This is a genomic window from Lactobacillus sp. ESL1191, from assembly GCF_058504435.1.
Window position 1 is genome coordinate 1,444,473 of sequence record NZ_CP196365.1, and the last position, 25,390, is coordinate 1,469,862.

A 25,390-nucleotide genomic window follows, 5' to 3' on the forward strand; every position below is an offset into this window, starting at 1 on the left:
GCCTCAAGACAAAGAAAAAGCTGGGGCCCTGCCGCAGCTTTAACAATTATGCATTACTTGCCAAAGCATGCGCTGCTAAACCGATTGACAAAACTGCATCCTTGGATAATACTTCTTGTAATACTTTAGGCGCAACCGCTTGAACTGCACCGATTACCTTTAAACTATAGGTAACAACGTGTAAATCAATCAACTCATTATAATAATCGTCCTCATAAGGATTCTCATGATTATAAGTCAGATTAATTTTGTTCTGATCAACAAAGCCATCTACATGATTGGTTAAGACGCGCTCGTGCAGGTCAGTCAGCTTATCAGCTAAGTCAATCAGGGGCAGCTTATGGTCACTCTCGGTCTCATAATACTGCTCTTCGGTTAATTCAAAGTACTCTTTAATTGGCCTTTGCAACACATGCAAGTGGTCGATCGCCTGATAAACGGCCTCTGCATCAAAGTCTTTTTCTTTATTCAAAATACTCTCTTGATTTGTGGCCAAATCATCGGCCAAGGTCATTATATCTAACTTTTCCATGGTATCCTCCTCAAGTTCATTCCATATTATACCAAAAAAAGCCTTAATGCACTTTTTGCGGCAGAATTTTTTATTCTTTTATAATTGCTTTAAAATTAAAGCTTGAGCAAACTGCTTAAATTTTCTAAAGGAGAAAGCAATTGACCCTCATCACCCGTTGCTCATGGAGCAAGCCAAACGACCCCTTAGTTGAAGCATATCACGACCACGAATGGGGCAAGCTCAACCTAAACGAGCAGTACTTATATGAAATGCTCGTGCTTGAATCATTTCAGTCGGGCCTCAGCTGGACTACGATCTTACACAAGCGCGAGAACTTGCGGAAGGCATTTAGGCAGTTCAAACCGGCCGCAGTAGCACAGATGGCCGACACTGACGTGAACAGACTGATGCAGGATGCGTCCATCATTCGCAACCGGCGTAAAATTGTGGCCGCCATCCAAAATGCACGGGCAATATTAACTATTGAGGCCAAACATGGCAGCTTTGCCAGTTACCTGCAAGATTTTATTAAAAAACCCATCATCAACCACCCGCAAACAGCTACCGAAGTGGCGACGACAAGTCAGATTGCCCAGAAGCTGGCCAAACAAATGAAGCAAGACGGCTTTACCTTTGTCGGTCCCGTGGTCATCTATTCTTTTTTAGAAGCTATTGGCCTCATCAATGACCACTTAGAAAGTTGCAGCTTCAAGTATACGAATAAAGAATAATAAAAAGATGCCGCACCCCACAGGGTTGATACGACATCTTTTTAAGTTGATGAATTTTTAAACCAGCTTTTTCCGAATCCAACCGGAAATCCCGTCAATCACAATGACCATCAGAATAATACCAAGCAGGATGATGCCCACCCGGTTCCACTGCCGATATTGCAAGGCAATAATCAGCGGATAACCGATTCCGCCAGCACCAACCAGGCCGAGAATGGAAGCCGACCGAATCGAAACGTCGAACCGGTACAAGGTGTTGGAAATCAGCGCTGGCAAGAGGTTGGGCAGCGTTGAAAACATGATAATGTTAGTCTTTGAACCACCAACTGCTGTTACCGCCTCGTTCGGACCATCTTCTAGATTCTCAATCGCTTCGGAGAAGAGCTTAGCCAGCATCCCCACTGAGTGAAAGCCCAGTGCTAGCACACCGGCAGCTGAACCCGGCCCAACCGCCTTGATAAACATTAAAGCCAACACGATCTCGGGAAACGACCGGATAATTGCCAGCACAATCTTTCCCGTACGCGAAACATACCACTTCTTATGCTTGGTATGGGCCGCCCAAAAGGCAAACGGTAGTGAAATGATTGCTGAGATAAATGTTCCTAAAAAGGCAATACAGACGGTTTCCCATAATTGGGAAACTAGGTCCTCACCGGTTCCGTTGTATACGTAAGACCAGTCTGGATGAAAGATTCCCCCAAAGATTGCGCCCGCAATCTGGCCGGCAGTTTCTTTAATGCCGCCAAAATCAATTCCAGTACATGACCAAACGATTAAAGCTGCCGTGATTACAGCCACTGCCCAGTGCAGCAGCCGCTTCTTCGTCTCTACTGGTTTTGGGGGCAGTTTTTTCATTGTAGTATCCATCATTCCATCAACGCCTCCCGTGATTTAGACGAAGCATAATCAATCAGGACCACCACCACGATAATCACAATAATGATGGTGCCAGTCTTCCCATAGTCAAAGACTTGCAGGGTCTGTTGCAGGTACAGGCCAATCCCGCCGGCACCGATATAACCAAGGACAGTTGACGCCCGGACGTTAATCTCAAAAGCATACAAGCAATATGAAATAAAGTAGGTCATCACCTGCGGTAACACCGCAAATACAATGATTTGCAACTTGTTAGCCCCAACTGCGGTCAAAGCCTCTATGGGCCCCGGGTCAATCGTTTCGATTGCTTCATAAAAGAGCTTGACGACAATACCAAAAGTGGCAATTGCTAGCGCCAGCACACCGGCAACTGGGCCGATGCCGACAATAGCAACAAAAATCGCCCCGAGTAGGAGGTCTGGGACCGTCCTGATGATATTCATTATTATCCGCAAAACACCAGTTACAGCCTTGTTTTTGACAATATTGCGGGCAATCAGCAAGGCGTAGATAAAGGCCACCATTGAACCAATCACCGTACCCAAGATAGCCATTTTGATAGTCTCAAGGAGTAGCGGAACCACTGTCCCCAGGTAGGACCAATCCGGATGCATCATCTGTACAAAAATGTCGGTAAATTGGCTAAAATTGGCAAAAAAAGCACCCAAACTTGTCTTAGTGACATCAGTTGAAACGAAGATACCGCCAATAAAGATGATTAACCAAATGAGGTTTAAAAAGTTGAACTTCTTTCTTGGCAGGGTCAGCAGCTGATCACGCTCAGTCTTACTCATCTTCATCACCGCCACTGTATATTTGCTTAAAAGTCGACTCCGGCGTGTCACTCATCTTGCCATCGTAGATAATCTCACCGGCGCGGACCCCGATTACCCGCTGGCCAAATTCACGGGCCAATTGGACACTATGCAAATTGATGACCACAGTCATGCCATGCTTTTCGTTGAGCATCTTAAGATCGCTCAAGACGCGGCGCGAAGTCTGCGGGTCAAGTGAGGCAGTCGGTTCATCCGCCAAGATAATGTCGGGATTTTGGGTCAATACCCGGGCAATCGCAACCCGTTGTTGCTGACCACCCGACAGCTCATCAGCCCGCGAATAGACCTTATCGGCCAAGTCAACTTGCTGCAAGGCTTCATAGGCACGCTGCTTATCTTCCTTGGTAAACAAGTTTAAACTGCTCTTCCAGGTGGGATAGTAGGCTACCCGACCCGTTAATACATTGCGCAAGACACTAGAGCGTTTAACCAAGTTAAAACTCTGAAAGATCATCCCGATGTTGCGGCGCAGCATGCGTAGTTGCTTGCCCTTGGCCTTGGTAATCGATTCACCGTTAATTAAGATATCACCCGCACTCACATCGATGAGACGGTTGATCGAGCGCAGCAGAGTGGACTTACCGGCACCCGATAACCCAACAATTACGACAAATTCGCCTTTATTAATAGCTAAATCGACGTTTTTTAGCCCAACAACGTCTTTACCATAAACCTTTTTAACCTTTTTTAATTCAATGATTGGCTCAACTGCAGAATCTGCCATTATATACTTCCTCTATATCTTATTTTTGGGTTGATTCGATAATCTTTTCATATTTACGAACACTATCGAAGTCACTGTCCTTAGACTTAACGTAGCCTTCGTGCGTATAGATACTTTCGATAACCTTTTTACCCTTCTTGGACTTACCAATGTCAATAAATGCCTTGGCTAATTTTTGCCGGAAGGCCTTGGACATGCTCGGCACCACCGAGATGGTGTCATTAGGAATTGGTACCGTGAAGTAGATTGGCACGACCTGACTCATAATCTTCGGGTTGTCTTGCTTAACCGTGTTGCGCGCATCTTCAAAAGCAAAAGCAGCATCAGTATCACCATTCAACACGTTCAAAACAGCCTGATCTTGTCCAGTCACTGTAACCAGTTTACAGCTCTTGCGCACATCGAGGCCTTTTTCCTTTAACTCCGCAATTGGGTATACATAACCACCGGAAGAAGATGGGCTTTGGATTGAAATTGACTTACCCTTCAAGTCCTTCCAAGTCTTGATGTTAGAGCCTTTTTTGACCAAAATTTCTGCCCGGTAACTGTTAACCAGTTCACTGGTAGCTCGACCACCCGGTTGCTTAACCCCATATCGCTGAGCCTGCAGCAGCACATCAGCCGCCCCTTGCTGATGGGCCAAAACATAACCACTTGGCGGTAGGAAGCCAACATCGACCTTCTTAGACTTCATAGCTTCAACCACCGTATTATAGTCGGTTGACATGGAAACGTGGACCGGAATTCCTAAACGATCCGACAACATTTTTTCAAGGGGCTTAGCCCGGGACTCAAGTTTAGTTGCCGCCTGGCTAGGTACAAATTGAACATTGAGCGATTTTGGGGTGCCATTATCGGCACTCTTGTTCTTGCTCGAACACGCGGTTGCCATCATTGCTACCAAGAAGACAGCCAGACCAGCTAATACTTTTCTGAATTTTTTCATCATGCCCTCCAGACATAAAAAAAGACTTTAGATAGAACCACAAACGTGAATTATCCCAAGTCTTTCAACAACATTTTTATTTAAAAAACGAACAATACCAATATTTTCGAGGAAGCGAAAAGCCTGCTTGATAAAAAGCACAATGAACGCTTCAAATCGCTCGTACTTCTGCATAGCCTTCACTTCCCTTCAATATCTGTATTTATTCTATCAAAATAATAGCAGAAATGTTTTGTTTAGAAAAGGGAATCAGGTAGAAAAATTATTTTTTTAGAAAATCAACTAATTACAATATTATTTTCTAATTGCTGATACGATCTTATTGTATTTGCGGATAATGTCATAATCACTGTCTTTGGCTCTAACATAGCCCTCATGGGTGTAGACTTTTTCAATAATTGCCTTGCCCTCTTTGGACTTACCAATCGCAATAAAGGCGTTAGCCAACTTTTGCCGAAAAGCCTTCGACATACTCGGTACAACCGAAATAGTGTCATTGGGAATCTGCTTAGTAAAGTAGATTGGCACCACTTTATTCATTATTCCAGGAACATCTTCCTTCACGTTGTTACGCGCGTCTTCAAAGGTAAAGGCGGCATCTGTGTCCCCATTAAGAACATTGATGACGGCTTGATCAGCTCCCTTAACTGTAACCGCCTTACAACTCTTAGGAACATCCAGACCGCGCTGCTTTAGTTCAGCAACCGGGAAGACGTAGCCGGAATCTGAAGTAACATCAGCCACCGAAATCGACTTCCCTTTCAGATCCTGCCAGCGCTTGATGGCTGAGCCCCGTTTTACCAAGATCTCACCGCGATAAGAATTAACCAGTTTTTTAGTGGCCTGGCCACCTGGTTGCTTGATCCCGTAACGAACAGCTTGTAGCAGCAAGTCTGCAGCACCCTGCTGGTGGGCCATGATGTAACCATCTGATGGTAAAAAGCCCACGTCCACTTGCTTGGACTTCATTGCTTCAACCAAGCCATTATAGTCAGTTGACATAGAAATGTGGACCGGAATTCCTAGCCGTTTAGAGAGCAATTTCTCTAGAGGCTTAGCCCGGGCTTCAAGTTTATTGGCACCAACGCTAGGGACAAACTGCACCTTGAGCTCTTTAGGTGTGCCATTATCGGCAGTTGATGACGACTTTTTGGTTGAGCAGGCCACAGTCCCCACTGCTATTAGCAATACCACCAACGTTAACCAAACTTTTTTGATCTTAGACATTTTCTCTTCTACTCCTTCTAAAAAATTCAAAATTCGCACATTAAAATATTATTTTAAAAAAGATGAAAACGAATAAATAACTAACATTATCAAAAGAAAAAAGCACCCAGACTAGCTCTAGGTGCCTCTTTAGTAATCTTATGCTTACTTGATTGGCTTATTATTAATGTCCGTTCTAATAATCAAAACGTCGGCTAGGGCATGCTGGTTGACATACTCTGTTACCGAGCCCACCAGCATTCTTTCAACGGCATTTAAACCGGTTGCGCCCATAATAATTAGGTTATTGTGGTGATCTTTAATAAAGTCATAGGAAATGACCGCCTTGGGACTACCGTAACGGATGTGGTAGTCAATATTATCAAAGCCAAAGTTGTCGTGAGCCCAATCCTTTAGGCTCTTCAAGTACTTGGTAGCATCTTCCGTCATTTGGTAAACCGTATCACTCGTAATCAGCGTATCTTGCATTTCGCCCAGGAATTGTCTGGTATCAATCACATTTAAAATATCAATCTGAGCATCTTCTCCCATTGCAATTTTGACTGCTTTGTCAAAAGATCTTTCAGCTGATTCAGAACCATCAACGGGAACTAAAATCTTATCTTTTTTCATAACTTATGTCCTCACTCAACTAGAAAATACCGGCCTTTTACTGTTAATTTTACCATAGTTTAGGCAGCTGCTACTTTTTTAAATAATTGTTTGCACCTTGATTTATTGCTAAAATGTTCTTTAAAAGTCAAACGGAAAAAAGGTGGGAGAATTAATGACCAAAAAACTAACCAATCAACTAATCGGTGTAAAAAGCGGCCGCAATTTTCGTGAATTAGGCGGCTACCAAACAAAAGATGGCAAAACTATCAAGATGCATAAGTTGCTCCGAACAGCCAATTTAGCGACTCTTGATCAGGCTGACCTCAAGTTTTTACACGATTATGGTGTCAAATATATTGTTGACTTTAGAAGTACAGCGGAAGTCGAACATGAACCTGATTTGGTTCCCGCAGGGGCCTTCTACAACTTCGATCCTGTCTTCAGTGAAGACCTGACGGACGCTTCTAAGGGCATCGATGAGATCATTAACCAAGAAGAAAAAGATCCTAAAGCCGGTTTTAACCACATGTTCATCGCATACGACGACATGATTAATAGCGTATCGGCTCAGAATGCTTATCGCCGCTTTTTTGACACACTGCTGGCCAACACGGCTGCAGGAGAAAGTGCAATTTTTCATTGCACGGCCGGTAAAGATCGGACTGGTGTTGCCGCTCTCTTAGTCTTAACTGCGCTCGGTGTTCCACTTGACACGATCAAGCAGGATTACTTGTTGACTAACGTTGCTACAGCTGACTTTGTGGCTCAGTTTCTGGCCAAGGCAAAGTCCGAAGGCGCAAACGACGTCACCCTAAATATTTTAAAAGACCTGCAGACCGTACACCCCGAGTACTTTGACCATGTTGTAACCACCATGAATGAAAAATATGGCAGCGTTGAAGACTACTTACGTGATATTATGAAATTAACTGATCAAGAAATCAGTGACTTGCGTAAAATTTATCTTAATTAGTAAAGGAGAAAGCAATGAGCAAGACAAAGACAGTATATTTTGGTGCGGGCTGGTTTAATGACAAACAAAACCGAGCTTACAAGGCTGCTATGAAGGCGCTGGAAGAGAATCCGACCATCGACTTGGAAAATAGCTACGTTCCGCTTGATAACCAGTATAAGGATATCAAAGTAGATGAGCATCCCGAATACCTACATGACCGTGAATGGGCAACTGCTACCTACCGCGGCGACCTTACTGGCATCAAGTCCAGTGATATTATGATTGGCGTCTATTTGCCAGAAGAAGAAGATGTCGGCTTAGGTATGGAGCTCGGCTATGCAATGGCTCAAGGCAAGTACATCCTTTTGGTGGTTCCCGATGAAGATTACGGCAAGCCAATCAACTTGATGAGCTGGGGCGTTTGCGATAACGCGATCAAAATCAGTGAACTACAGAGCTTTGACTTCAACAAGCCAAAGTTCAACTTCTACGATGGTGCGGTATATTAAATAACCTAGCTAACGTAAACTTAAAAAGCTCCCAAAAGCAAATTGCCTTTGGGAGCTTTTAATATACGCCGCTTTATTTTAGATTGAGTTTACTAATATTTTAGGCCTGGTAACGCGACTCGCCGTTCAAGTACGTTTCTGCCAGCGTCATATCTGGATTCAGCACCAGGAAGTCAGCATCCTTATCGGGAGCAATCGACCCGCACTTATCCAAAACCGCAGCGCTCTTAGCTGGTACATAGGAAGCCATCATCAGCGCTTCCTCGGGAGTTGCAATGTTCCAGTCGACTAGATTCTTCACGGCCGTTTTCAGCTGCAAGATGCTGCCTGCCAGGTTGTTCCCATCCTTGAGGCGGGCCATACCATCCTTAACATATACCGACAATTCACCTAACATGTAGTCACCATCCGGCATCATTCCGGCCTCCATACAGTCAGTAATCAAGCAAATATGCTCTGGACCCTTGACTTTGACTAGCGTACGAATCATTTCCGACTTAACGTGGTGGCCATCACAAATTAACTCGTCGGTCACATTATTCAAAGCCATCGCCGCATTAGAGATTGAAGAGTCATGGTGCCCTGGATCAGGCATTCCGTTAAAGGTATGGTTGAACATCGTGGCACCAGCCTCAATACCGGCCTTAGCTTCAGCAAAAGTGGCACTTGAGTGACCAAGCGAAACGACCACCCCTTCCTTGACCGCTGCCCGAATAAATTCCTTGGTTCCCCGACGCTCTGGGGCAAGCGAAATCTTATTCAGCAGGCCCTGGGATGCTGCCCGCCAAGCATTGAACTGGTCAATGTCAGGATCAAGCAAGTACTTCGGGTTTTCTGCACCAGCATGTTCAGCTGTAAAGTATGGTCCTTCAAAGTGCATCCCCTGGATCTTCGCTCCAGTCTCTTCACCCTTGTGGTCGCCGAACATCTGGCAAATCCTCGTCAATTCGTCTACGCTAGTAGTATAAGTGGTCGGCAGCCAACTGGTCACACCTGACCGCAAAAAGCCTTCAGTCAGGCGATTAATACCCGCCCAGTCGCTTTTGGTTACGTCTTCTTTGAGTGAGCCATGGACATGGGTATCAACTAGTCCCGGCGCAATCCACTTGCCTGCATAGTCAACAATTTTGCCCGCCGGCTTTTCATCTTCTGGGTAATAAAAACCAAACTTGCCATCATCTTGAACTTCAAGATAACCGCCCTCTTCGGTCACGTTTTCAAGAAAGAATTTAGCTGCATGGATATAATACGTCATTTATTTTACCTTTCTCTTAAGGTGTTTCTTCTAGTCTTTTCAAATTATTCTAGACTAATATACTGGTCTTTACCAGTTTAAATCATAAATACTAAAGAAAGTTTTTATTTTTTAGTTATAATATGTAGTAAGTAGAATAATACAGGAAGCAAAAATCATGATTAACGACACGCAAACAAACAAACATCAATTGGGCGCTTTAACCGGCGCCAGCAAGTGCCAAAATTACTATGAGCTCCACTTTGCCACTGGTGAAACGGCCCACTTTTATATTTTGGCCGACGGGATTTTTCGACTTTTGATCGATCCCGACCAGAACTTTACTGAAATTCGCACGCCCTTTATCCAGTTGGCTACATTCACTGCTGACGCATTCGAGCAATCAACTGTGCGGGCAACTAGTGATTCACTGATTATTCAGGCGGGTACTTACCAAATCATTTTTGAACAAAAACCCTTTGTGATGAGTATCTTTGACGAAGCTCTGCACAGGACCCGGATGACACAAGCAAGACCGCTGGAACTGGCGGCGAATGGCACCAGTGAAAGCTTGGTTCAAAATAAAAATGAGTACTACTTTGGCGGCGGACTACAAAACGGTTACTTTAGCCACAAGGGACATAAAATTGTAGTAGCCCGCGACCAGATTACCGGCAAAGGCGGCGTAATCTTGCAGGTACCCTTCTTCTGGTCAAGTGCAGGCTATGGCGAGGTGCGTAATACCAAGCAGAGTGGCACATACGACTTTGGCAAGCTCAATCCGCGCGAGACCACAATTGAGCACTTGGACCGGGTTTTCGACAGTTTTTACCTACTTGGCCATAATCCCCAAGAAATGATGGCCAAGTACTATACTTTAACTGGTCAACCCATGCTACTGCCTAAGTACATGCTAGGATTAGGTCATATCGGCAACTTCTGTACTACACTCTGGCAACCCAGTCAGGCTAAAGAACGCAATGCTAGCAAGTTCGGTAGCAATTTTTACACGCGGACCAGCGACACTAGTGTCGTATCGGGCCGGGCTTCGCTTAATGGTGAAGAAAACTACCAATTCTCAGCGCGGGCGATGATTGACCGCTATCGTGAACTACACCTGCCCCTAAGCTGGTTTATTCCTAATTATGGTGTGAATGAAGTTAGTCTTCAGGCTGCCAGCTTCTTCAATGATTATGCATATAACCAGGGCGTTCAGCCCGGCTTTTGGCATGACCAAAGCAAAACTTTACCGGACCAGACAGCCTTCACTTTTACAGCTGATGCAGACACCGCTTCCGACTTAGAGCAATTACAGAGACAGACTAATAAGCACCCCTTCACCAGCAGCAGCGGCGGCTTTATGGGCCAGCAAAAGCACACTGCACTGCTTTTTGGCGGGGTCGGTGGCAACTGGGAAAACATCGCAACCCAGGTAGCTGGCCTAATCGGAGCCAACCTGTCAGGGCAGCCGTTAGCCGGAGCAGCCGTTGACGGCGCTGAAGGCGGTGGTAACGCTCAGATCTATGTACGCGACTTTCAATGGAAGTCCTTTACCCCCCTGCTGTTCAACCTTGACGATCAGGGTAACTTTAGTAAGACGCCTTTTGCCTATAACCGCCGAATCACCGAAATCAACCAAGCATACCTGCAGCTCCATACTAGACTTACCAGTTATTTGTACACCCTCAATGCTCATGCAAAAGCAGGTGAGCCAATCATCCGGCCACTCTTTTTAGCTTTCCCAGATGAACAGACTAATTACAGTGAGCAGTTCAGTAGCGAATTTATGCTAGGTGATAACTTGCTAATCGCGCCAATTACCAACGGTCGCGAAGACGAAAATGGCAACTCCCGCAAGGACAACCTATACTTGCCGGATCAGTCAACCATGTGGATTGACCTGTTTACAGGGCAAAAGTATGCTGGCGGCCGGGTTTATAATAATTTAACTTATCCAGTGTGGCATCTGCCTGTTTTTGTCCGCGGTGGCAGTATCTTTGACTTCGGTAAGCGGGACTATGTCTTCTACCCCCAAGGTGAACGCGAAACCGTCACTTATAGCGGCAACGAGAGCGACGATAACAGTATCCATTACGAAACCAAAATCAGCAGTAAACTCGATGAAAACAAACTAACCATCATCATTGATCCCGCTAAGGGTGATTTGCCAGGCGCAGAAACCATGCAAGAGACCAAACTGTCCATTCTATGTGATTCATACCCGCACCAGATAGCCGTCAAAGTCAATGACCGTGAAATTCCGCTGCAGGCATGCGGAACAGCTGATGCGTTCGAACATGCCCGCGAGGGAATCTTTTACAACAGCAGCTATGGTCTACCCGAATTCGGCCAATACCAGGAGTTAAAGCAAAAGGCGCTCCAAATTAAGCTGGACAGTCATGATATCACTACCAATAAGATTGAAATCACCATTCATAATTTCACTTACAGCCAACAAGTCCTAGTCCATGAAGTCACGAGCGGACTCTTGCCCACGCCGAAGTTACCATCTGTTGATTCAAATAAAATCACCGCCCACTCCTTCGAGCTTGCTTGGACTAGACCCAGTAGAGTTCAGATTGAAATCAATCACCTCCTCTACGAAGGTATTTCGGGAACCAGCTTTACCTGCCACGAATTGACCCCCAACACGCGCTACATTATCCGCATCCGTTACGTGAGCGGAAACCGCGTTTCAGAATGGTCCGAGCTTTTTGGGGTAATTACCAAGCCGGCGGCCGCAGATTACGCCATTGAGCAGATTACGGCAACCAGCAACTTTACCAGCAATCCCCAGCACCCGCTGTCCTACCTAACCGATCTCAAATTGGCCAGTGAATGGCAGACGGAGGAAGCTGCTACACCTGATCATCCCCTGGAATTGACCTTTACTTTTGAACAAGTAGAAAAACTGAGTCGAATTGTCTTTGTTCCCCGTAACCTTGATCACAGCGGTGATCCGACTGAAGTAAGCATCGCTATCTCAGAGGATGGCATCAATTACACACCTTATGCCTTTGCTCAGAAACAAGCACAAGAAGATGCTGATTCAACTAGCCAAGAAAACTACACTGCATATAGTGACCAACTACAGTGGAAAGCTGACAGCAAGAACAAGGTAGTTGGCTTGCGGGACGTCCAGGCCAAGGCAGTTCGCTTAACGGTCTACCAGTCTTCAGGTCCCATTGTAGCGGCGCGCGAAATTTTCTTTTACCGGGCAAAGAAATAAAACCGCAAAATCCTTATCCCGACAAAATAAAAAAAGGTCTGTCGAAGAAATTCCAGACCTTTTTTATATTTTTTCCAGCTTCCTAGTCTTTTCGAGGCTTACGATTACCCAATCGGGAAAGCTTACCAGCAAGATGGTCAGAGACTTCGAATATAACAAGGGCAGTTGATAGATTGCTTTTTTGTGTTTGGTAAAGTAAAGCGCATAGACAATTGCACTGATTAGGAAAATAAGTGCGATTATCCCCATACTCTGCTATAATAGCTCCCTCCCACTTGTCATCAGTGGAACGGAAAAGTTTAAAAGCATTTCTTGCACGTTCATGGTTTACACCTCTTTCTCAAAGCAATCGTTTACTTAATAATTTCATATTAGGCTATTTAGATTTTTTGCAAGCGTTTTCTTAAAATGATAATAAAAAAAGTTTAAATGATAAACTTTCTTATCAATTAAACCGGTCCTGCTTAATTACCCGGTAAATAGAAATTACTAGCACTAAGCCCGCACAGGCCATGGCCACATAAGCCATCGGTCCCACACTTACCGCGGCGCGGGCTTGACTACTAGCCATGCGGCTTTCCATGGCATACTCCACAATCCACTTACGCATGAGCTGGGGAGTCAGGACAAAACTGACCGTGGCCACGATTGAAGCCACTAAAGCTGTATTTCGAGCATAGGGCTCACGGAAGAATTGAGCTAAGACACAGCAGGCAGGCGCGATCATTAGGAGCAGAATCCACATGATGATGAGGCGGCCGGCGCTGCTATTCATCATTTGGGCGCTGTTAGTCGCATAACGATACTTGCCCCAGAGTTGGCCGTTAGTCAACGTGTTGAGTAAACTCAGCAAGTACGACCCTCGTTGACCATAAACGCCGCCGCGGTTGGATAGCACACCCTGAACCACTTGCAGGCCATCAGTTAAACCCGCCGTTGAAAAGTTAACGGTGACCACCTTTTTCATGTAAGTTGCCAAAAACATAATAATGGCACCACCGAACTGCAAGGCACGGAGCATGCTCAATTTACGCGAGGCTTTCAGCCTGAACTCAAGACTAAGAACACGGCTGGGATGGTGACTGCGCCCAATCACCCAAATCCCGGCAATTACCAAAACAATAAGCAGCAGCAATAACCACCAAAACTTCGCCATCACGAAGAAAATCGCCAGGACAATCACGGCTACCGCCAAGTAAGGCCGATCCGAAAAAATTTCCCAAAAATTCAGTTTCAAGTGCTGGTAGCTAGTTCGACTTTGGGGGAGTGTTGGCTGATCAGCCAGCTGGGGCGTAACTTTAGGACCACTATTTACTCCCTTATCTATCTGCCGGCGACGATATTCTCGCCTGGTCAGGCGTGAATTTTTAGCCATATCTACCGCCTCCTTTCAGGAATAATATCCTAGCACGTTCTCTGAGTAAAATTATTGCTTTTAGCAAATTCTTATCTTTTTTATTGTGCTAAAATGGAAAGGATAATGTTGTCAGTGCAATAACAAAGGAAGATGAAGATATTTTGAAAAGTTCCGCTAAACTACCAGCAGGTTGGCACAAGGCTTTTTATACTTTATGGCTAGGCTGCTTTATTACCGGCATGGGATACTCGATGACAATGCCATTTATTTCTTTATTCATTGCCGACCTAGGCCATTACAGTAAATTGCAAATCAGTCTGTATTCCGGGCTGGCATTCGCCGTGACCTTTATTGCCCAGGCAATAGTTTCACCCTACTGGGGCAACCTCGCCGACCGTAAGGGACGTAAGCTGATGTGTATGCGCGCGTCTGGCGTAATGGCCCTAACGATCACAGCCACCGGTTTTGCTCCCAACGCAATTTATATTATCGTACTGCGGTTCATCCAGGGAGCCTTTTCTGGCTATATCAACAATGCTACCGCCCTGATTGCCGGTGAAACTCCCCACCAAAGGAGTGGCTGGGTCATGAGCCAAATGATGACGGCCGGAACTGCCGGCAACTTAGTGGGGCCGCTGCTGGGGGGCCTCCTATCGAGTTTCTTTGGTAATTGGTTGGGGGCAGTCTGGGGTTACCGGATTCCGTTCTTTATTACGGGCTTTTTGATGTTGCTGGTCTTTCTCGGTAGTACCTTCTTGGTCAAAGAAGAATTCACCCCTGTTTCACGTGCGGAAATGAAACCAATGAAGGAAATTATGCACACGTTGCCCAACGTCAAGCTGATCATCGCCATGTTTGTAACCACGCTGCTAGTGCAAGCGGCCAACATGTCAATTGATCCCATCGTCTCGCTCTATGTCAAGTCAATGATGCCTAATAGCAACAACATTGCCTTTGTTGCTGGCGTAGTCGCTGCCACTCCCGGCTTAGGGACCCTGCTCGCCGCATCTAAAATCGGCCACAAGATGGATGAAATTGGTCCGCTAAAAATTTTGCGCGTGGGCTTGGTAGCCGGAGCTATCCTCTTTATCCCCATGGCCTTGACCAGCTCTCCTTGGGTACTGGCTGCCTTACGCTTCTTGTTGGGAATTGCTAGTGCTGGCATGTTGCCAGCCGCCCAAACTGTACTGACTCTTAATACGCCGCCTGAAAGTTTTGGCCGGATCTTTAGTTATAACCAGTCCTTCCAAGCCATCGGTTCGGTCGTTGGCTCCCTCATGGGATCAACCATTTCAGGACTCTTCAATTACGCCACCGTCTTCTGGACAACCGGCTTAACTCTACTACTCAACTTTATGCTTATTGTCCTGTTCAGTTTGCGCAAAACGGCAAGTAAATAAAAAGTCCGTTGGAATCGGGCTTTTTTTATGGAAATATTCTATTTATACTTAGCCGTTAGCAGCAGCAAGCAAGGAATTCATTTGTTCAACTAATTGGTCATTAGAGCAATCTTTAGCACTTTTTAAGTTAATATTAATTTCTCCAAGTCCCATCTTTACATTGGTTTGAATTGACTTTTGTGCTAATAAAGGTAATTTAGATAGAATTTGGTCAGGATTCTTTAGATAGACAGAAACTAAGTCTTGAGAAGTCACTATTTTTATTTCAATCTTTGTAACATTGTTCCAAGAAATAAGTATATTTTTAGTTGCAATAGCACTACTGTAGTCATAAAATCCTTCTTGATTAAGTACCACTAACTCTTTACCCTTAGCTAGTTGCTTGGTGAAAAATACTTCACCTATGGCAAAAAGAATCATTCCAATTGATCCACCGAATACGTATATATATTTAGTGAATGTAAACCCAACCATTAAACTAAAAAAAGAAACCATTTCCATTATTAAACTCAAAAATGCCAATCCAACCAATTTTGCTTTGCTCTGATAGACAACAAAATCTTTTTCCATTCTTCACATCTCCAATCATAATATTATATACTATAATACCAAAAAGTAACATCACTTTTTTACCTTATAAACACTATTTCGCGAGTTGAACTAGTAGCAGACAGACTAAAAGGCCGCACCCTGACGTTCTGAACATCGGGGGTGCGACCTTAGTAAATTGCAACTACTGCACTGTTAAAGCAACTTAGTTACTTGCGTTTTTGCCAGCATCAAAGTACTTTAAATCACCAATTTTTCCGGCTAACTTAAACTTCCCATTCTGATAAACTAACTTAGTTACCGAATCATTAGCTAAGCCCGTCCCCTGATAGGAAGGATAATTTTGCGTTGACAAAAACATATTAATTGCCATTCCTGAACTAACTACCAAGACGTTGCCGCCTTTTCGTTGCTGCTTTTTGGCGATCATCGTTAGGCAATCGGTCATTCTTTTCTGAACGGCCTGTGAACTTTCTGCCCGGTACTGGATTGGCAAGCCACTCTTCAGTTTGTCTTGTTGGTCAAGCTCATAGTAGCCATCCTGCATCTTATTTTGGAAGAGTTTACCCGTCTTCGCTTGGAAGTCTTCGCTACTCTCATAACCATAGTATTCGGCAATTTCCGGTACATTCTTACCGATATCTGACCGGCCCTCATAGCTGCCGTAGTTACATTCACGCAAGCGCTGGTCTATTTTAACCTTGATTTTCTTGTTGCCAGAGGCCTTTAATGCTCCTTGGGCGGTTTTTTCTTGTCTCGATAAGTCACCTGAATAGGCCGCCTTGAATTTTACGCCTTTTAGACCTTTACCTAAGTATTCTGCACCCTTTACCCCGTTATCCGTCAACGTAAAGTCGCTCCAGCCTTGGGCCAAGTGCATCACATTAGCAGTTGTTTCCCCATGCCGGGTTAGATAGATTGTAACGGGCTTAGTGCTCTTACTTTTAGCTTGGACTGTACTAGTAGTAATAAAAAAGATGTTTAAAATACTCGCTAATAATACCAATACTTTCGTTAATTTATGTTTCATTTTATCCAATCTCCTCTCCATTAGAAGCGATAACCTGTTTATACCAGGCAAATGACTTTTTCTTATACCGGTTAAATGTTCCGTGCCCCGCATCGTCTTCATCAACATAAATGAACCCGTAGCGCTTAGACATTTCTCCCGTTGAGGCACTGACTAAGTCAATACAGCCCCATGGAGTATAGCCCATGACCTCAGTACCATCATCAATTGCAGCCGAAATTGCTTCAATGTGTTGGCGCAAGTAGTCAATCCGGTAGTCATCAGCCACAAAGTTGTTCTCATCCGGTTGATCGAGGGCGCCCAAGCCATTTTCAACAATAAACAGGGGCTTTTCATAACGATCATACAGCTCATTTAGAGCAATTCGCAGACCAGTAGGGTCAATCTGCCAACCCCAATCACTCGACTCTAAGAATGGGTTCTTAACTCCGCCCATCAAGTTACCAGCAACGCGATCTTGGTCTTCATTAGTAACATCAACGACAGAAGACATGTAGTAACTAAAGCCAATGTAGTCAACCGGATACTGAGCCAGTAAGTCCAGCTCGTCAGCAGTATAGTCTAGATCGCTGAGCTTGACCCCATTGCGCGCAAGTAAGCTCTTAGTATATGCTGGATAATGACCGCGAACCTGCACGTCAGCACAGAAGAAGTTGTTAGCCTGGTTATCCTGCAGCGTGGCCAATTGATTCTTAGGATTAGCATCAAAACTGTAGGTAGTGGCATAGAGAATCATGCAGCCAATCTGCAACTTAGGATCTAACTCGTGGCCAATTTTGACTGCCTTCGAACTGGCAACAAATTGATTATGCCAAGCTTGATAAATATTCTTTTTGTCCTTTGCTCCATTGCTTACCGTCAAGCCCTGACTCATAATCGGAAAATGAGCTGCACTATTAATTTCGTTGAAGGTCATCCAGTACTTAACCTTGGCATGGTACCGGTCCAAAACAGTTCTGGCAAACCGTTCATAGCAGGCAATTAATTTTTTGTTTTTCCAGCCGCCATACTCCTTAATCAAGTGGACTGGCAATTCATAGTGCGAGATAGTAATTATCGGTTCAATCTGATACTTCAAGCACTCATCAATTACGGCATCGTAGAACTTAAGCCCCGCTTCGTTAGGTGTTTCTTCATCACCCTGCGGGAAGATCCGTGACCAAGCAATTGAGAAACGATAACACTTAAAGCCCATTTCACCAAACAGCTTGATGTCTTCTTTAAAGTGGTGGTAGTGGTCAATACCAACGTGGTTAGGGTAAACCCGCTGCGGATCGATGGTAAAGTCGAAATCCGGTTCATTAATGATAGCCATCCGGTCTTTGCCCCCAGGTAATACATCTGGTAAGGATAAGCCCTTGCCACCTGCTTGGTAAGCACCTTCAAGTTGGTTGGCCGCTGTAGCGCCACCCCATAAAAAACCTTTAGGAAAATTGTTCGTAGTCATCAATTGACTTCCCTTCTTTATTCTAAGCTAAGTAGTCGTCCGCCAGTTCCCCTGCCGTCAACCATTACCTTAATATTTGTAACAACTATTTACTTATAGGACTATTTCTTTTGAACTTTATCATCCCGCTGCCTGTGCGTTACCCGCCAGATATGGAGCGTTAGATAAACCTCATCATCAGGTTGTAAGTCCCAACCAGCCTGTTTAGATAAATAAGCGCCGATCTTTAAGGCCGTCTTGTATGCTTTCTGATACTTCGCCCGCATTAATTCAAGTAAAGACTCATCAAGCTCACTACCAGCAGAATCTGCACCAGTATCGTAGAGGTGGCGTACCATGAATGACCTCAAGTGAGTCATGAAGCGGTTGAAATTAAAGGACTCAGTATCAAGTTGCAGGCCATACTGATATTCAATAATGTTGATAACTCCTTGAATTAACTTGGTTATTTTGATCGTGTCTTGAATTTTGGTCTGGTTTGAAGCCGCGTTAATGAAGTGATAAGTTAAATAAATTTCTTCAGAATTAGAAAAAGCTAAACTTGTCTTTTTTTCAATCAACTTCAACGCCGCTTTTGCGGTAGAATACTCTTTAGGAAATAACTTATTCATTTCCCATCTGACCGTGGCTTGACCTAAATCAAGACCTTCATCCGCTCTTTTGAGCATGAAGTCAATATGATCTGCAAGAACCAGGTATTGATAATCAGAAAACTTAACTTGCAACTTATTTGAAGCTAGTTCAATGACGTCAGTTGCCAACGATAACGTCCGTTCGTCAATGTTACTAACGCTGTCAATCATCTTGATATTCTTCTTAACAGCAACAAAGCGGTGAGTGATTTTGGCTTCATCAATGGAATCATTCGGCTTCTTACCAAAGCCAATCCCATTACCAATCACGACCCATTCAATCCCAGATTCATCCGACACCAGAGCAGCATTATTGTTAAAATTCTTAATAAATTTCATCCACAACACTCCCTCTTTCAATAAAAAAACCTATGGACTACAAGAAAAGCCTTATCCATAGGTTAATGCCTGATCGAATCAGTAACACACTCATTTACACCTAGAATTATAAATTATTATTTAAGCGATTTCAATACTTAATTATTTATTTTTAGTCAGTGTTTTACTTCGCTTAATTACTAGAAGAGCAGCTAACGGCTAACTGCTAGCTGGTTAATGTGAAATCAGTGTTTTAATAAGGACGCTAGTATAAATGACCACAGTCAAAGCACCACACTCACTTAAAAATAAACTGTACGCGACTACTCGCGTGCTCCTTTGGGCTACTCTCTTTTACCTTGGCGTTACCCTGATCTTTTTGGGATCAAGCTTTGGCACATCTTACCTTTTGCAGCAAAATACTGAACAGGCTAGTAGCGGCTTAACGGTTAACCAGATAGATGCCAACAAACGACGTAAAACTAGCTATGACGCCAGTAAAACGGCCTCCATCAGTACTAGTAAAATTTTGCAAGCCAAACGGCAAAAAGCCTATGCCATTGGCCGCCTGGCAATTCCTGCGGTCAACATTCATAACCCCCTTTTTGCTGGTTATGGCGACCAAAACCAAAATTTGGCCTATGGCGTTGTTACTTGTCTGCCCGACCGGGTAATGGGCGGGGGCAACAACTACGTTTTGGCTGGCCACTATATGGGCGCTCATGGTCCTGCAGTCTTAGATAATCTGCACCTGGCTAAACGTGGCGACCGAATCTACGTAACTGATCTGCATCACATCTATGCTTACCAGATCAACCGGATTTCTTTTGCCATCAAACCTAATCAAGTCGAGGTTGAAAATAATGTTAAAGAAAAGAGCATGATAACCTTAATTACCTGCTCTGACTTTAATACTTCTAAATACGGCTACGGCGAACACCGGACAGTTGTTCAGGGCGACCTGATTAGCCAGGTCAAAGCTACAAAGAAAAACTTGCAGGCCATGGAACTAACTGATAAGATGCAGCTAATTAACAAGAAAAAACGTACAATTATCCCTGCCAAAAAAGGAGCCCAGGTGCTTAACCGCGTGCGGTCTGCCGCCCGACCCCAGTTTTTCCAAAATACGAACCTGATTAGCAAGTTAATTATGGGCTTCACCGTTATTTTCCTGCTACTGCTTTGCTGGCGGATCGTACGCATTTGGCGACCGCGAGGCAAATCATCGTCATCACATCAAGCTTAATTTTTAAAAAAAGAGGTAGAAAAATGGGACTGCACAAACCACTATTATTCGCACTTAGCGATGCACCAACCGGACCAAATAACCTAATCACCGACGTTGCTGGTATCACGGTCGGCCACAAAACCATTGTCACCGACCGCCTGAGAACCGGTGTGACCGTGATTAAGCCTTGTCAGGACAACATCTTTCGTGAAAAAATGCCAGCTGCAGCCCACGTCATCAACGGCTTCGGCAAAAGCACCGGTCTGGTCCAAGTCGAGGAATTGGGGACGATTGAAACTCCGCTGGTATTAACCAACACTCTGAGTGTCGGCACCGCTTCAATGGCTTTAGTCAAAAGAATGCTGGCTGAAAACCCCGAAATTGGCCTTTCAACGGGTAGTGTTAATCCACTGATCATGGAATGCAATGACAGTAGTATCAACCATCTCCGTGACCTAGGTGTAACCGAAGCAGACGTCGACGCGGCTTTTGTTAATGCTAGCACCAAATTTGCCGAAGGAGGTGTGGGCGGTGGCACCGGCATGCGCTGCTACCAGCTTAAGGGCGGAATCGGTTCAGCTTCACGCCAAGTCCTAATCGATGGTCAGACTTTCACCATGGGCGCCTTGGTCATGTCCAACTTCGGTTTGAGCCAAGACTTGAACATCTACGGCCGGCCAATCGGTAAAAAGTTTCAGCAAATCCAAGCAAGTAAGGAAAAGGGGAGCATTATTACCATTATTGCCACCGATATTCCCTTTAACTCACGGCAGTTAAAACGGTTGGCCAAGCGCTCCAGCATCGGTATTACCCGCTCTGGCTCCTTTAGCGGAAATGGTAGTGGTGAAATTACCCTCGCCTTCTCAACTGCCAACCGGGTCAGCCACTTCCCTGAACACGAGCTAACTACAATTCAGGCTATTACCGATGACCAGATTGACCGTTACTTCCGCATCACCGTCGATATTGTCAACGAAGCCATTTTGAGTTCCTTGACTCATGGTCAGACCACACCAGACCGTGATGGTAAGCCCATCTTAGGTTTACCAGCGGCCTTAAGCAGTCTAGGTAATGATCCTGACGCCCTAACTTTACGCCAGCAGCTAGGTCTTTAAACACTAAACCGCTAAATTTCGATTTGGCGGTTTTTAGTTAAAAAATAATATTAAAATTTATGTGCTTATGTTATGATCGAACTATCATATCAACAATTTCAACCAGGAGTAATATCATGAAAAACGATATTAAAATATTTGGTCTAACATAGTTTCCCTTAATTATCTTGCTCAAAAGCTGTACTTTTAGACAGCTTATTTGGCTAGCCTAAAGTCACAGCGCTGCTACACTAAATTAACTTTACTGTAGAACTTGAGCCTCTATCGTCAACCTAACCACTATGCACAAGCAAAGGAGCATTAAAGATGATAATTAAGCCAGAAAACTGGAATGACTACCTGAACAAAAAAACTTTATTGGGAATTTATGAAAAATTCACCACTAACGAGTCATTTGCAGTTGGGTATCTGCTTGCCAATCTAGGAGAGTATTATATCTTTCAAGAGATCGATAGAGATGGCTGCTTAGATAGTTATAGCCTCCATAAAAAGGCTGAAATTTCCAAAATCGAATGTGATGACCGCCATCTTAAGACATGCGCTTTTTACGTTAATTACTTACAAAAAATTAACCAATTTGACCAACTAAACCTGCAAACCGTCTACAATCGTCTTCCTCAAAAGAGCCTGATAGCTATTTTGGAATACTGTCGTGATCACAATTTTTACGTTACGATTGCGGAAGCTGAAAATGATTTTCTAGAAGTTGGCCGGATTATAGCGGTCAGTGACCAAGCCGTTTCCATCGACCAAGCTGAATACTTTGAAGATTACGAAATGAACGCTACAGTAGTGCCGCGGACAAACCCGATTAAGATTGCTGATATCCAAAAAATTAACCTTGTTTGCAGGGATAACTACCTTTACCAGCAATATCTCAAGCAGAAATAGAGGTGAATTAGCTTGAAAATTATGAGAAAAGATTGGAATACCTACTTAAATAAGGATATTCTCTTAGAAGTCTATGGCAAATTTGATACAAATGGCACCTGTATGCATGGTTATCTGCTTGCTGAACTCGATCAATACTATATTTTCCAAATCATTAATTGCGATTATGGTAGTGTAGATAGCTATGTTCTCTACAAAAAAGATGAAATTGAATATATCAAATGCGCTAATCGTTCTACCAAATTATTTACTTTTTATGTTGACTATCTCAAAGCGCACAACCAGTTCGATCCGCTAAATTTACAAAAGGTGTATGATACTGTGCCTAAGGACAACATTTATACAATTCTAGAATACTGCCGTGACCACAACTTTTATGTTACGATTGAAGCCTCAGAAGATGACTACATCGAAAACGGTAAAATCGTTGCTGTTGATTCTGATCAAATAACTATTGACCAAAAAGAGTATGGCAAAGACCATGGATGGACGGAGGAGAGCTCCGACCCTCAACTTGAAATTGACACCATTCAAACGTTAGATATTGTCAACCGGGAAAATTATCTTTACCAACAATATGTCAAACAGAAGTTGCTAACTGATTAACTTCAGCATAGCGAAAGAAAGACTGCAACTGCAGTCTTTCTTTTTTAATTATTACGCTTTAATTATTCCAAATACAGCTGGCGCAATTTAGCTAAATCTTCCGTGCTAAAGCCCAGAGTCTTGGTAAAGAAACTCGCAAAGTCGCCCCAACCGCCACGGATGGTCTCCGTAATACCAAGAATAGCGTCCCCCTCACCTCTAGTAAGGTTCATCTGCGCAATCATTCGGGAAATTTCATCATTGCTCGGCAACTGGCGGGAGGCTGCAAAGTCATAGAGCTTATTAGTTAGCAAATAGTCCCTAGCAATCGTATCATCATCCACGCCCAGGGCCATCAAGATTAAGGCCGAAACCATCCCCGTCCGATCTTTACCGGCGCTGCAGTGATAGACTAAGGCCTGATCTTGCGGCAAATTCAGCAATTCGGTAAAAATCTCCGCGAACATCTTTCGACTGTGGGAGTTAAGCAGGGTCTGTTGGTAGATGCGCCCAATAAAGTTACCGCTTAAGTCTGGAATATGGTGGATCAAACGGTATATCCGGTGGTCGTTTTGACTATCATCCGCCTTTTCGGAGTAGACTGGCACATCAACGAGGCGAGCATCAGGCCAGAGCATATCAGGCGCAGAGTGTTTTTCATATTGCGAGCGCAAGTCACAATCAACTGTAACCCGGAGCTCTACTAGCTTATCCTGGTCAGTTGACGTTAGTCTACTGAGTGAATCTGACCGGTAAATCTTATTCCACTTAACTGCCTGACCAGCTTCATTCTGGTAGCCGCCAACATCCCTAAAGTTTAGCGGACCGTCCATCTTAACAATGCGATCATGTGCCATCTTACTCACCCCTCATACTTTTATTATCTCACTTATCGGTCTGGTCGCGGGCAAATAATTGGGTTGCCTTGACTGCGCTTTTCCAACCTTGGTACAGGTGGTCACGCTCGGCTGAACCCATCTTGCTCTCAAAGGTCTTACCAATTACAAAAATATCTTTTAACTCGTCAACATTTTTCCAGTAGCCGGTCGCTAGTCCGGCCAAAAAGGCTGCACCCATTGAGGTCGTCTCGAGTGTTTTTGACCGCTCGATTTTAATTCCTAAAATATCGGCTTGAAACTGCAACAGATAATCATTGTTGGACGCACCACCATCAACCCGCAAGGTCGGAATTTTAATACCTGAATCGTCTTGCATCGTGTCAACTACATCCCGCGTTTGATAGGCCAGAGACTGCAACGTGGCCTTGATGAAGTCATTCTTACTTGTGCCGCGGGTAATCCCAAAAACCGCCCCTCGCGCTTCTGAGTCCCAATACGGTGCACCCAGTCCGGTAAAAGCAGGAACAACAAAGACCTCGTCTGCAGACTTGGACGCGGCGGCAGCCCTTTCCGATTCTGCGGCTGTTTTGATCATCTGCATCGAATCACGCAACCACTGCACAGCACTACCTGAGACAAAGATTGACCCCTCAAGCGCATAAGAAATATGACCGTTAATGCCGTAAGCAATCGTAGTTAATAGGTTGTTGTCCGATTCGGTCGGCTCCTCGCCAGTGTTCATTACAATGAAAGAACCTGTTCCATAAGTGTTTTTGACCATGCCCTTCTTCAGCGCAAGCTGGCCAACCAAGGCTGCTTGCTGATCGCCCGCAATACCGCAAATAGGTACTTTTCCCCCAAAAAAGGTATAGGCTCTGGTATAACCATAGACTTCCGAACTGGACTTAACCTCTGGTAGCATTTGCGCCGGAATATTGAGCAAGTTGAGGATATCTTCATCCCACTTTAGCTCATGAATATTAAAGAGCATTGTTCTTGAAGCATTGGTGTAGTCCGTAACGTGGACCTCACCGTCAGTTAACTTCCATAGTAGCCAGCTGTCAATTGTCCCAAAGAGCAGTTCACCCTGCTCAGCTCGCTCTTGCGCGCCCTCAACATGGTCTAAAATCCAGCGAATCTTGGTCGCACTAAAATACGGGTCGATGATCAAGCCCGTTTTTTTATGGATCAGGTCGCTATGACCGGCCGCCTTAAGTTGCTCAGCCAGATCTGTCGTTTGCCGGGACTGCCAAACAATTGCATTATAAATCGGTTTACCCGTTTTCTTATCCCAGATGACGGTTGTTTCTCGTTGGTTGGTAATGCCGATCCCTTGGATCTGCTCAGGACGAATACCTGAATTAATAATTGCATTAGCAATAGTGGTTTGAACTGCGTGCCAAATCTCTTCGGCCCTGTGCTCAACCCAGCCCGGCTCAGGGAAATACTGCGGAAATTCCCGTTGGGCTGAGGCAACCTTGTGGCCTTGATGATCAATGATCATTGCCCGCGTAGAGGTAGTCCCCTCGTCAATTGCCATAATGTAGTTTTTCGCCATAATGTTTCCCTTCTAAGAAAGCGATTCATAATAATTTTACTATTTAGCCCTACTTTTACAAGA

The 25,390-nt window shown here is 44.4% G+C and carries 24 protein-coding genes; 9 read left to right on the top strand and 15 right to left on the bottom strand.

The annotated features are described in order from the left end of the window. Window positions 1-46: 46 nt before the first annotated feature. On the bottom strand, window positions 47-532 hold the full coding sequence (locus ACSYSN_RS07190; RefSeq protein ID WP_491712156.1) for a hypothetical protein: 486 nt from the start codon (window positions 530-532) through the stop codon (window positions 47-49). 140 nt (window positions 533-672) lie between these two features. Here ACSYSN_RS07190 and ACSYSN_RS07195 point away from each other — a divergent pair, with 140 nt between their 5' ends. Continuing rightward, window positions 673-1,245, top strand: coding sequence for a DNA-3-methyladenine glycosylase I (locus tag ACSYSN_RS07195; RefSeq protein ID WP_491712157.1), 573 nt, complete (start codon window positions 673-675; stop codon window positions 1,243-1,245). Window positions 1,246-1,302: 57 nt separating this feature from the next. On the opposite strand, the gene phnE (ACSYSN_RS07200) is transcribed toward ACSYSN_RS07195, so the two are convergent. From phnE (ACSYSN_RS07200) to ACSYSN_RS07225, 6 genes are all read right to left on the bottom strand, one after another. Then, window positions 1,303-2,115, bottom strand: a complete 813-nt coding sequence (gene phnE, locus ACSYSN_RS07200; protein WP_491712922.1) for a phosphonate ABC transporter, permease protein PhnE — start codon at window positions 2,113-2,115, stop codon at window positions 1,303-1,305. After that, on the bottom strand, window positions 2,115-2,918 hold the full coding sequence (phnE, locus tag ACSYSN_RS07205; protein ID WP_491712158.1) for a phosphonate ABC transporter, permease protein PhnE: 804 nt from the start codon (window positions 2,916-2,918) through the stop codon (window positions 2,115-2,117). Before phnE (ACSYSN_RS07205) ends, phnE (ACSYSN_RS07200) begins: the two co-directional genes overlap by 1 nt. Further along, on the bottom strand, window positions 2,911-3,684 hold the full coding sequence (gene phnC / locus ACSYSN_RS07210; RefSeq protein WP_491712159.1) for a phosphonate ABC transporter ATP-binding protein: 774 nt from the start codon (window positions 3,682-3,684) through the stop codon (window positions 2,911-2,913). Before phnC ends, phnE (ACSYSN_RS07205) begins: the two co-directional genes overlap by 8 nt. 19 nt (window positions 3,685-3,703) lie before the next feature. Beyond that, window positions 3,704-4,630 carry a phosphate/phosphite/phosphonate ABC transporter substrate-binding protein gene (locus ACSYSN_RS07215; protein WP_491712923.1) on the bottom strand — a complete coding sequence of 309 codons (927 nt, stop codon included), beginning with the start codon at window positions 4,628-4,630 and terminating at the stop codon, window positions 3,704-3,706. Between the two features lie 294 nt (window positions 4,631-4,924). Then, window positions 4,925-5,857: a phosphate/phosphite/phosphonate ABC transporter substrate-binding protein gene (locus ACSYSN_RS07220; protein WP_491712160.1), complete on the bottom strand. Its 933-nt coding sequence runs from the start codon at window positions 5,855-5,857 to the stop codon at window positions 4,925-4,927. A 144-nt stretch (window positions 5,858-6,001) separates the two neighbouring features. Continuing rightward, the gene (locus ACSYSN_RS07225) at window positions 6,002-6,469 is read right to left on the bottom strand and encodes a universal stress protein (protein WP_491712161.1); all 468 of its coding nucleotides are present in this window, start codon (window positions 6,467-6,469) and stop codon (window positions 6,002-6,004) included. A 154-nt stretch (window positions 6,470-6,623) separates the two neighbouring features. Here ACSYSN_RS07225 and ACSYSN_RS07230 point away from each other — a divergent pair, with 154 nt between their 5' ends. Both ACSYSN_RS07230 and ACSYSN_RS07235 read left to right on the top strand, forming a co-directional pair. Further along, window positions 6,624-7,424, top strand: a complete 801-nt coding sequence (locus tag ACSYSN_RS07230) for a tyrosine-protein phosphatase (RefSeq protein WP_491712162.1) — start codon at window positions 6,624-6,626, stop codon at window positions 7,422-7,424. Window positions 7,425-7,438: 14 nt separating this feature from the next. After that, window positions 7,439-7,915, top strand: a complete 477-nt coding sequence (locus ACSYSN_RS07235; protein ID WP_491712163.1) for a nucleoside 2-deoxyribosyltransferase — start codon at window positions 7,439-7,441, stop codon at window positions 7,913-7,915. A gap of 100 nt (window positions 7,916-8,015) precedes the next feature. Here ACSYSN_RS07235 and nagA read toward each other — a convergent pair whose 3' ends face one another. Next, window positions 8,016-9,170, bottom strand: coding sequence for an N-acetylglucosamine-6-phosphate deacetylase (gene nagA / locus ACSYSN_RS07240; RefSeq protein WP_491712164.1), 1,155 nt, complete (start codon window positions 9,168-9,170; stop codon window positions 8,016-8,018). 157 nt (window positions 9,171-9,327) lie between these two features. Here nagA and ACSYSN_RS07245 point away from each other — a divergent pair, with 157 nt between their 5' ends. Continuing rightward, window positions 9,328-12,378, top strand: a complete 3,051-nt coding sequence (locus ACSYSN_RS07245) for a TIM-barrel domain-containing protein (RefSeq protein ID WP_491712165.1) — start codon at window positions 9,328-9,330, stop codon at window positions 12,376-12,378. A gap of 445 nt (window positions 12,379-12,823) precedes the next feature. Here ACSYSN_RS07245 and ACSYSN_RS07250 read toward each other — a convergent pair whose 3' ends face one another. After that, a complete protein-coding gene (locus ACSYSN_RS07250) occupies window positions 12,824-13,753 on the bottom strand; it encodes a cytochrome C5 (RefSeq protein ID WP_491712166.1) in 930 nt (309 codons plus the stop codon). Window positions 13,754-13,896: 143 nt separating this feature from the next. On the opposite strand from ACSYSN_RS07250, the gene ACSYSN_RS07255 reads away from it, so the two are divergent. Then, a complete protein-coding gene (locus ACSYSN_RS07255) occupies window positions 13,897-15,135 on the top strand; it encodes an MFS transporter (protein WP_491712167.1) in 1,239 nt (412 codons plus the stop codon). A 48-nt stretch (window positions 15,136-15,183) separates the two neighbouring features. Here the strand turns inward: ACSYSN_RS07255 and ACSYSN_RS07260 are convergent, their stop codons facing one another. From ACSYSN_RS07260 to ACSYSN_RS07275, 4 genes are all read right to left on the bottom strand, one after another. Then, on the bottom strand, window positions 15,184-15,705 hold the full coding sequence (locus ACSYSN_RS07260) for an STM3941 family protein (protein ID WP_491712168.1): 522 nt from the start codon (window positions 15,703-15,705) through the stop codon (window positions 15,184-15,186). Window positions 15,706-15,889: 184 nt separating this feature from the next. Then, the gene (locus ACSYSN_RS07265) at window positions 15,890-16,714 is read right to left on the bottom strand and encodes a histidine phosphatase family protein (protein WP_491712169.1); all 825 of its coding nucleotides are present in this window, start codon (window positions 16,712-16,714) and stop codon (window positions 15,890-15,892) included. Between the two features lies 1 nt (window position 16,715). Beyond that, window positions 16,716-18,161 (bottom strand): 6-phospho-beta-glucosidase, encoded by a 1,446-nt coding sequence (locus ACSYSN_RS07270; RefSeq protein WP_491712170.1) that lies wholly within the window; start codon window positions 18,159-18,161, stop codon window positions 16,716-16,718. 101 nt (window positions 18,162-18,262) lie between these two features. Beyond that, a complete protein-coding gene (locus tag ACSYSN_RS07275; RefSeq protein ID WP_491712171.1) occupies window positions 18,263-19,132 on the bottom strand; it encodes a BglG family transcription antiterminator in 870 nt (289 codons plus the stop codon). A gap of 253 nt (window positions 19,133-19,385) precedes the next feature. Between ACSYSN_RS07275 and ACSYSN_RS07280 the strand changes: the two genes are divergently transcribed. The 4 genes from ACSYSN_RS07280 to ACSYSN_RS07295 all read left to right on the top strand — a co-directional run bounded on the left by ACSYSN_RS07280 (window position 19,386) and on the right by ACSYSN_RS07295 (window position 22,951). Beyond that, on the top strand, window positions 19,386-20,357 hold the full coding sequence (locus tag ACSYSN_RS07280; protein WP_491712172.1) for a class A sortase: 972 nt from the start codon (window positions 19,386-19,388) through the stop codon (window positions 20,355-20,357). Between the two features lie 23 nt (window positions 20,358-20,380). Then, window positions 20,381-21,454 carry a P1 family peptidase gene (locus ACSYSN_RS07285; RefSeq protein ID WP_491712173.1) on the top strand — a complete coding sequence of 358 codons (1,074 nt, stop codon included), beginning with the start codon at window positions 20,381-20,383 and terminating at the stop codon, window positions 21,452-21,454. Between the two features lie 306 nt (window positions 21,455-21,760). Continuing rightward, a complete protein-coding gene (locus ACSYSN_RS07290; protein ID WP_491712174.1) occupies window positions 21,761-22,345 on the top strand; it encodes a hypothetical protein in 585 nt (194 codons plus the stop codon). 12 nt (window positions 22,346-22,357) lie between these two features. Continuing rightward, on the top strand, window positions 22,358-22,951 hold the full coding sequence (locus ACSYSN_RS07295; RefSeq protein ID WP_491712175.1) for a hypothetical protein: 594 nt from the start codon (window positions 22,358-22,360) through the stop codon (window positions 22,949-22,951). 62 nt (window positions 22,952-23,013) lie between these two features. Here the strand turns inward: ACSYSN_RS07295 and ACSYSN_RS07300 are convergent, their stop codons facing one another. Together ACSYSN_RS07300 and glpK are read right to left on the bottom strand one after the other, a co-directional pair. Beyond that, complete coding sequence (locus ACSYSN_RS07300; protein WP_491712176.1) at window positions 23,014-23,787, bottom strand: tyrosine-protein phosphatase; 774 nt, start codon at window positions 23,785-23,787, stop codon at window positions 23,014-23,016. A gap of 28 nt (window positions 23,788-23,815) precedes the next feature. Beyond that, complete coding sequence (gene glpK / locus ACSYSN_RS07305) at window positions 23,816-25,327, bottom strand: glycerol kinase GlpK (protein ID WP_491712177.1); 1,512 nt, start codon at window positions 25,325-25,327, stop codon at window positions 23,816-23,818. Window positions 25,328-25,390 lie beyond the last annotated feature (63 nt).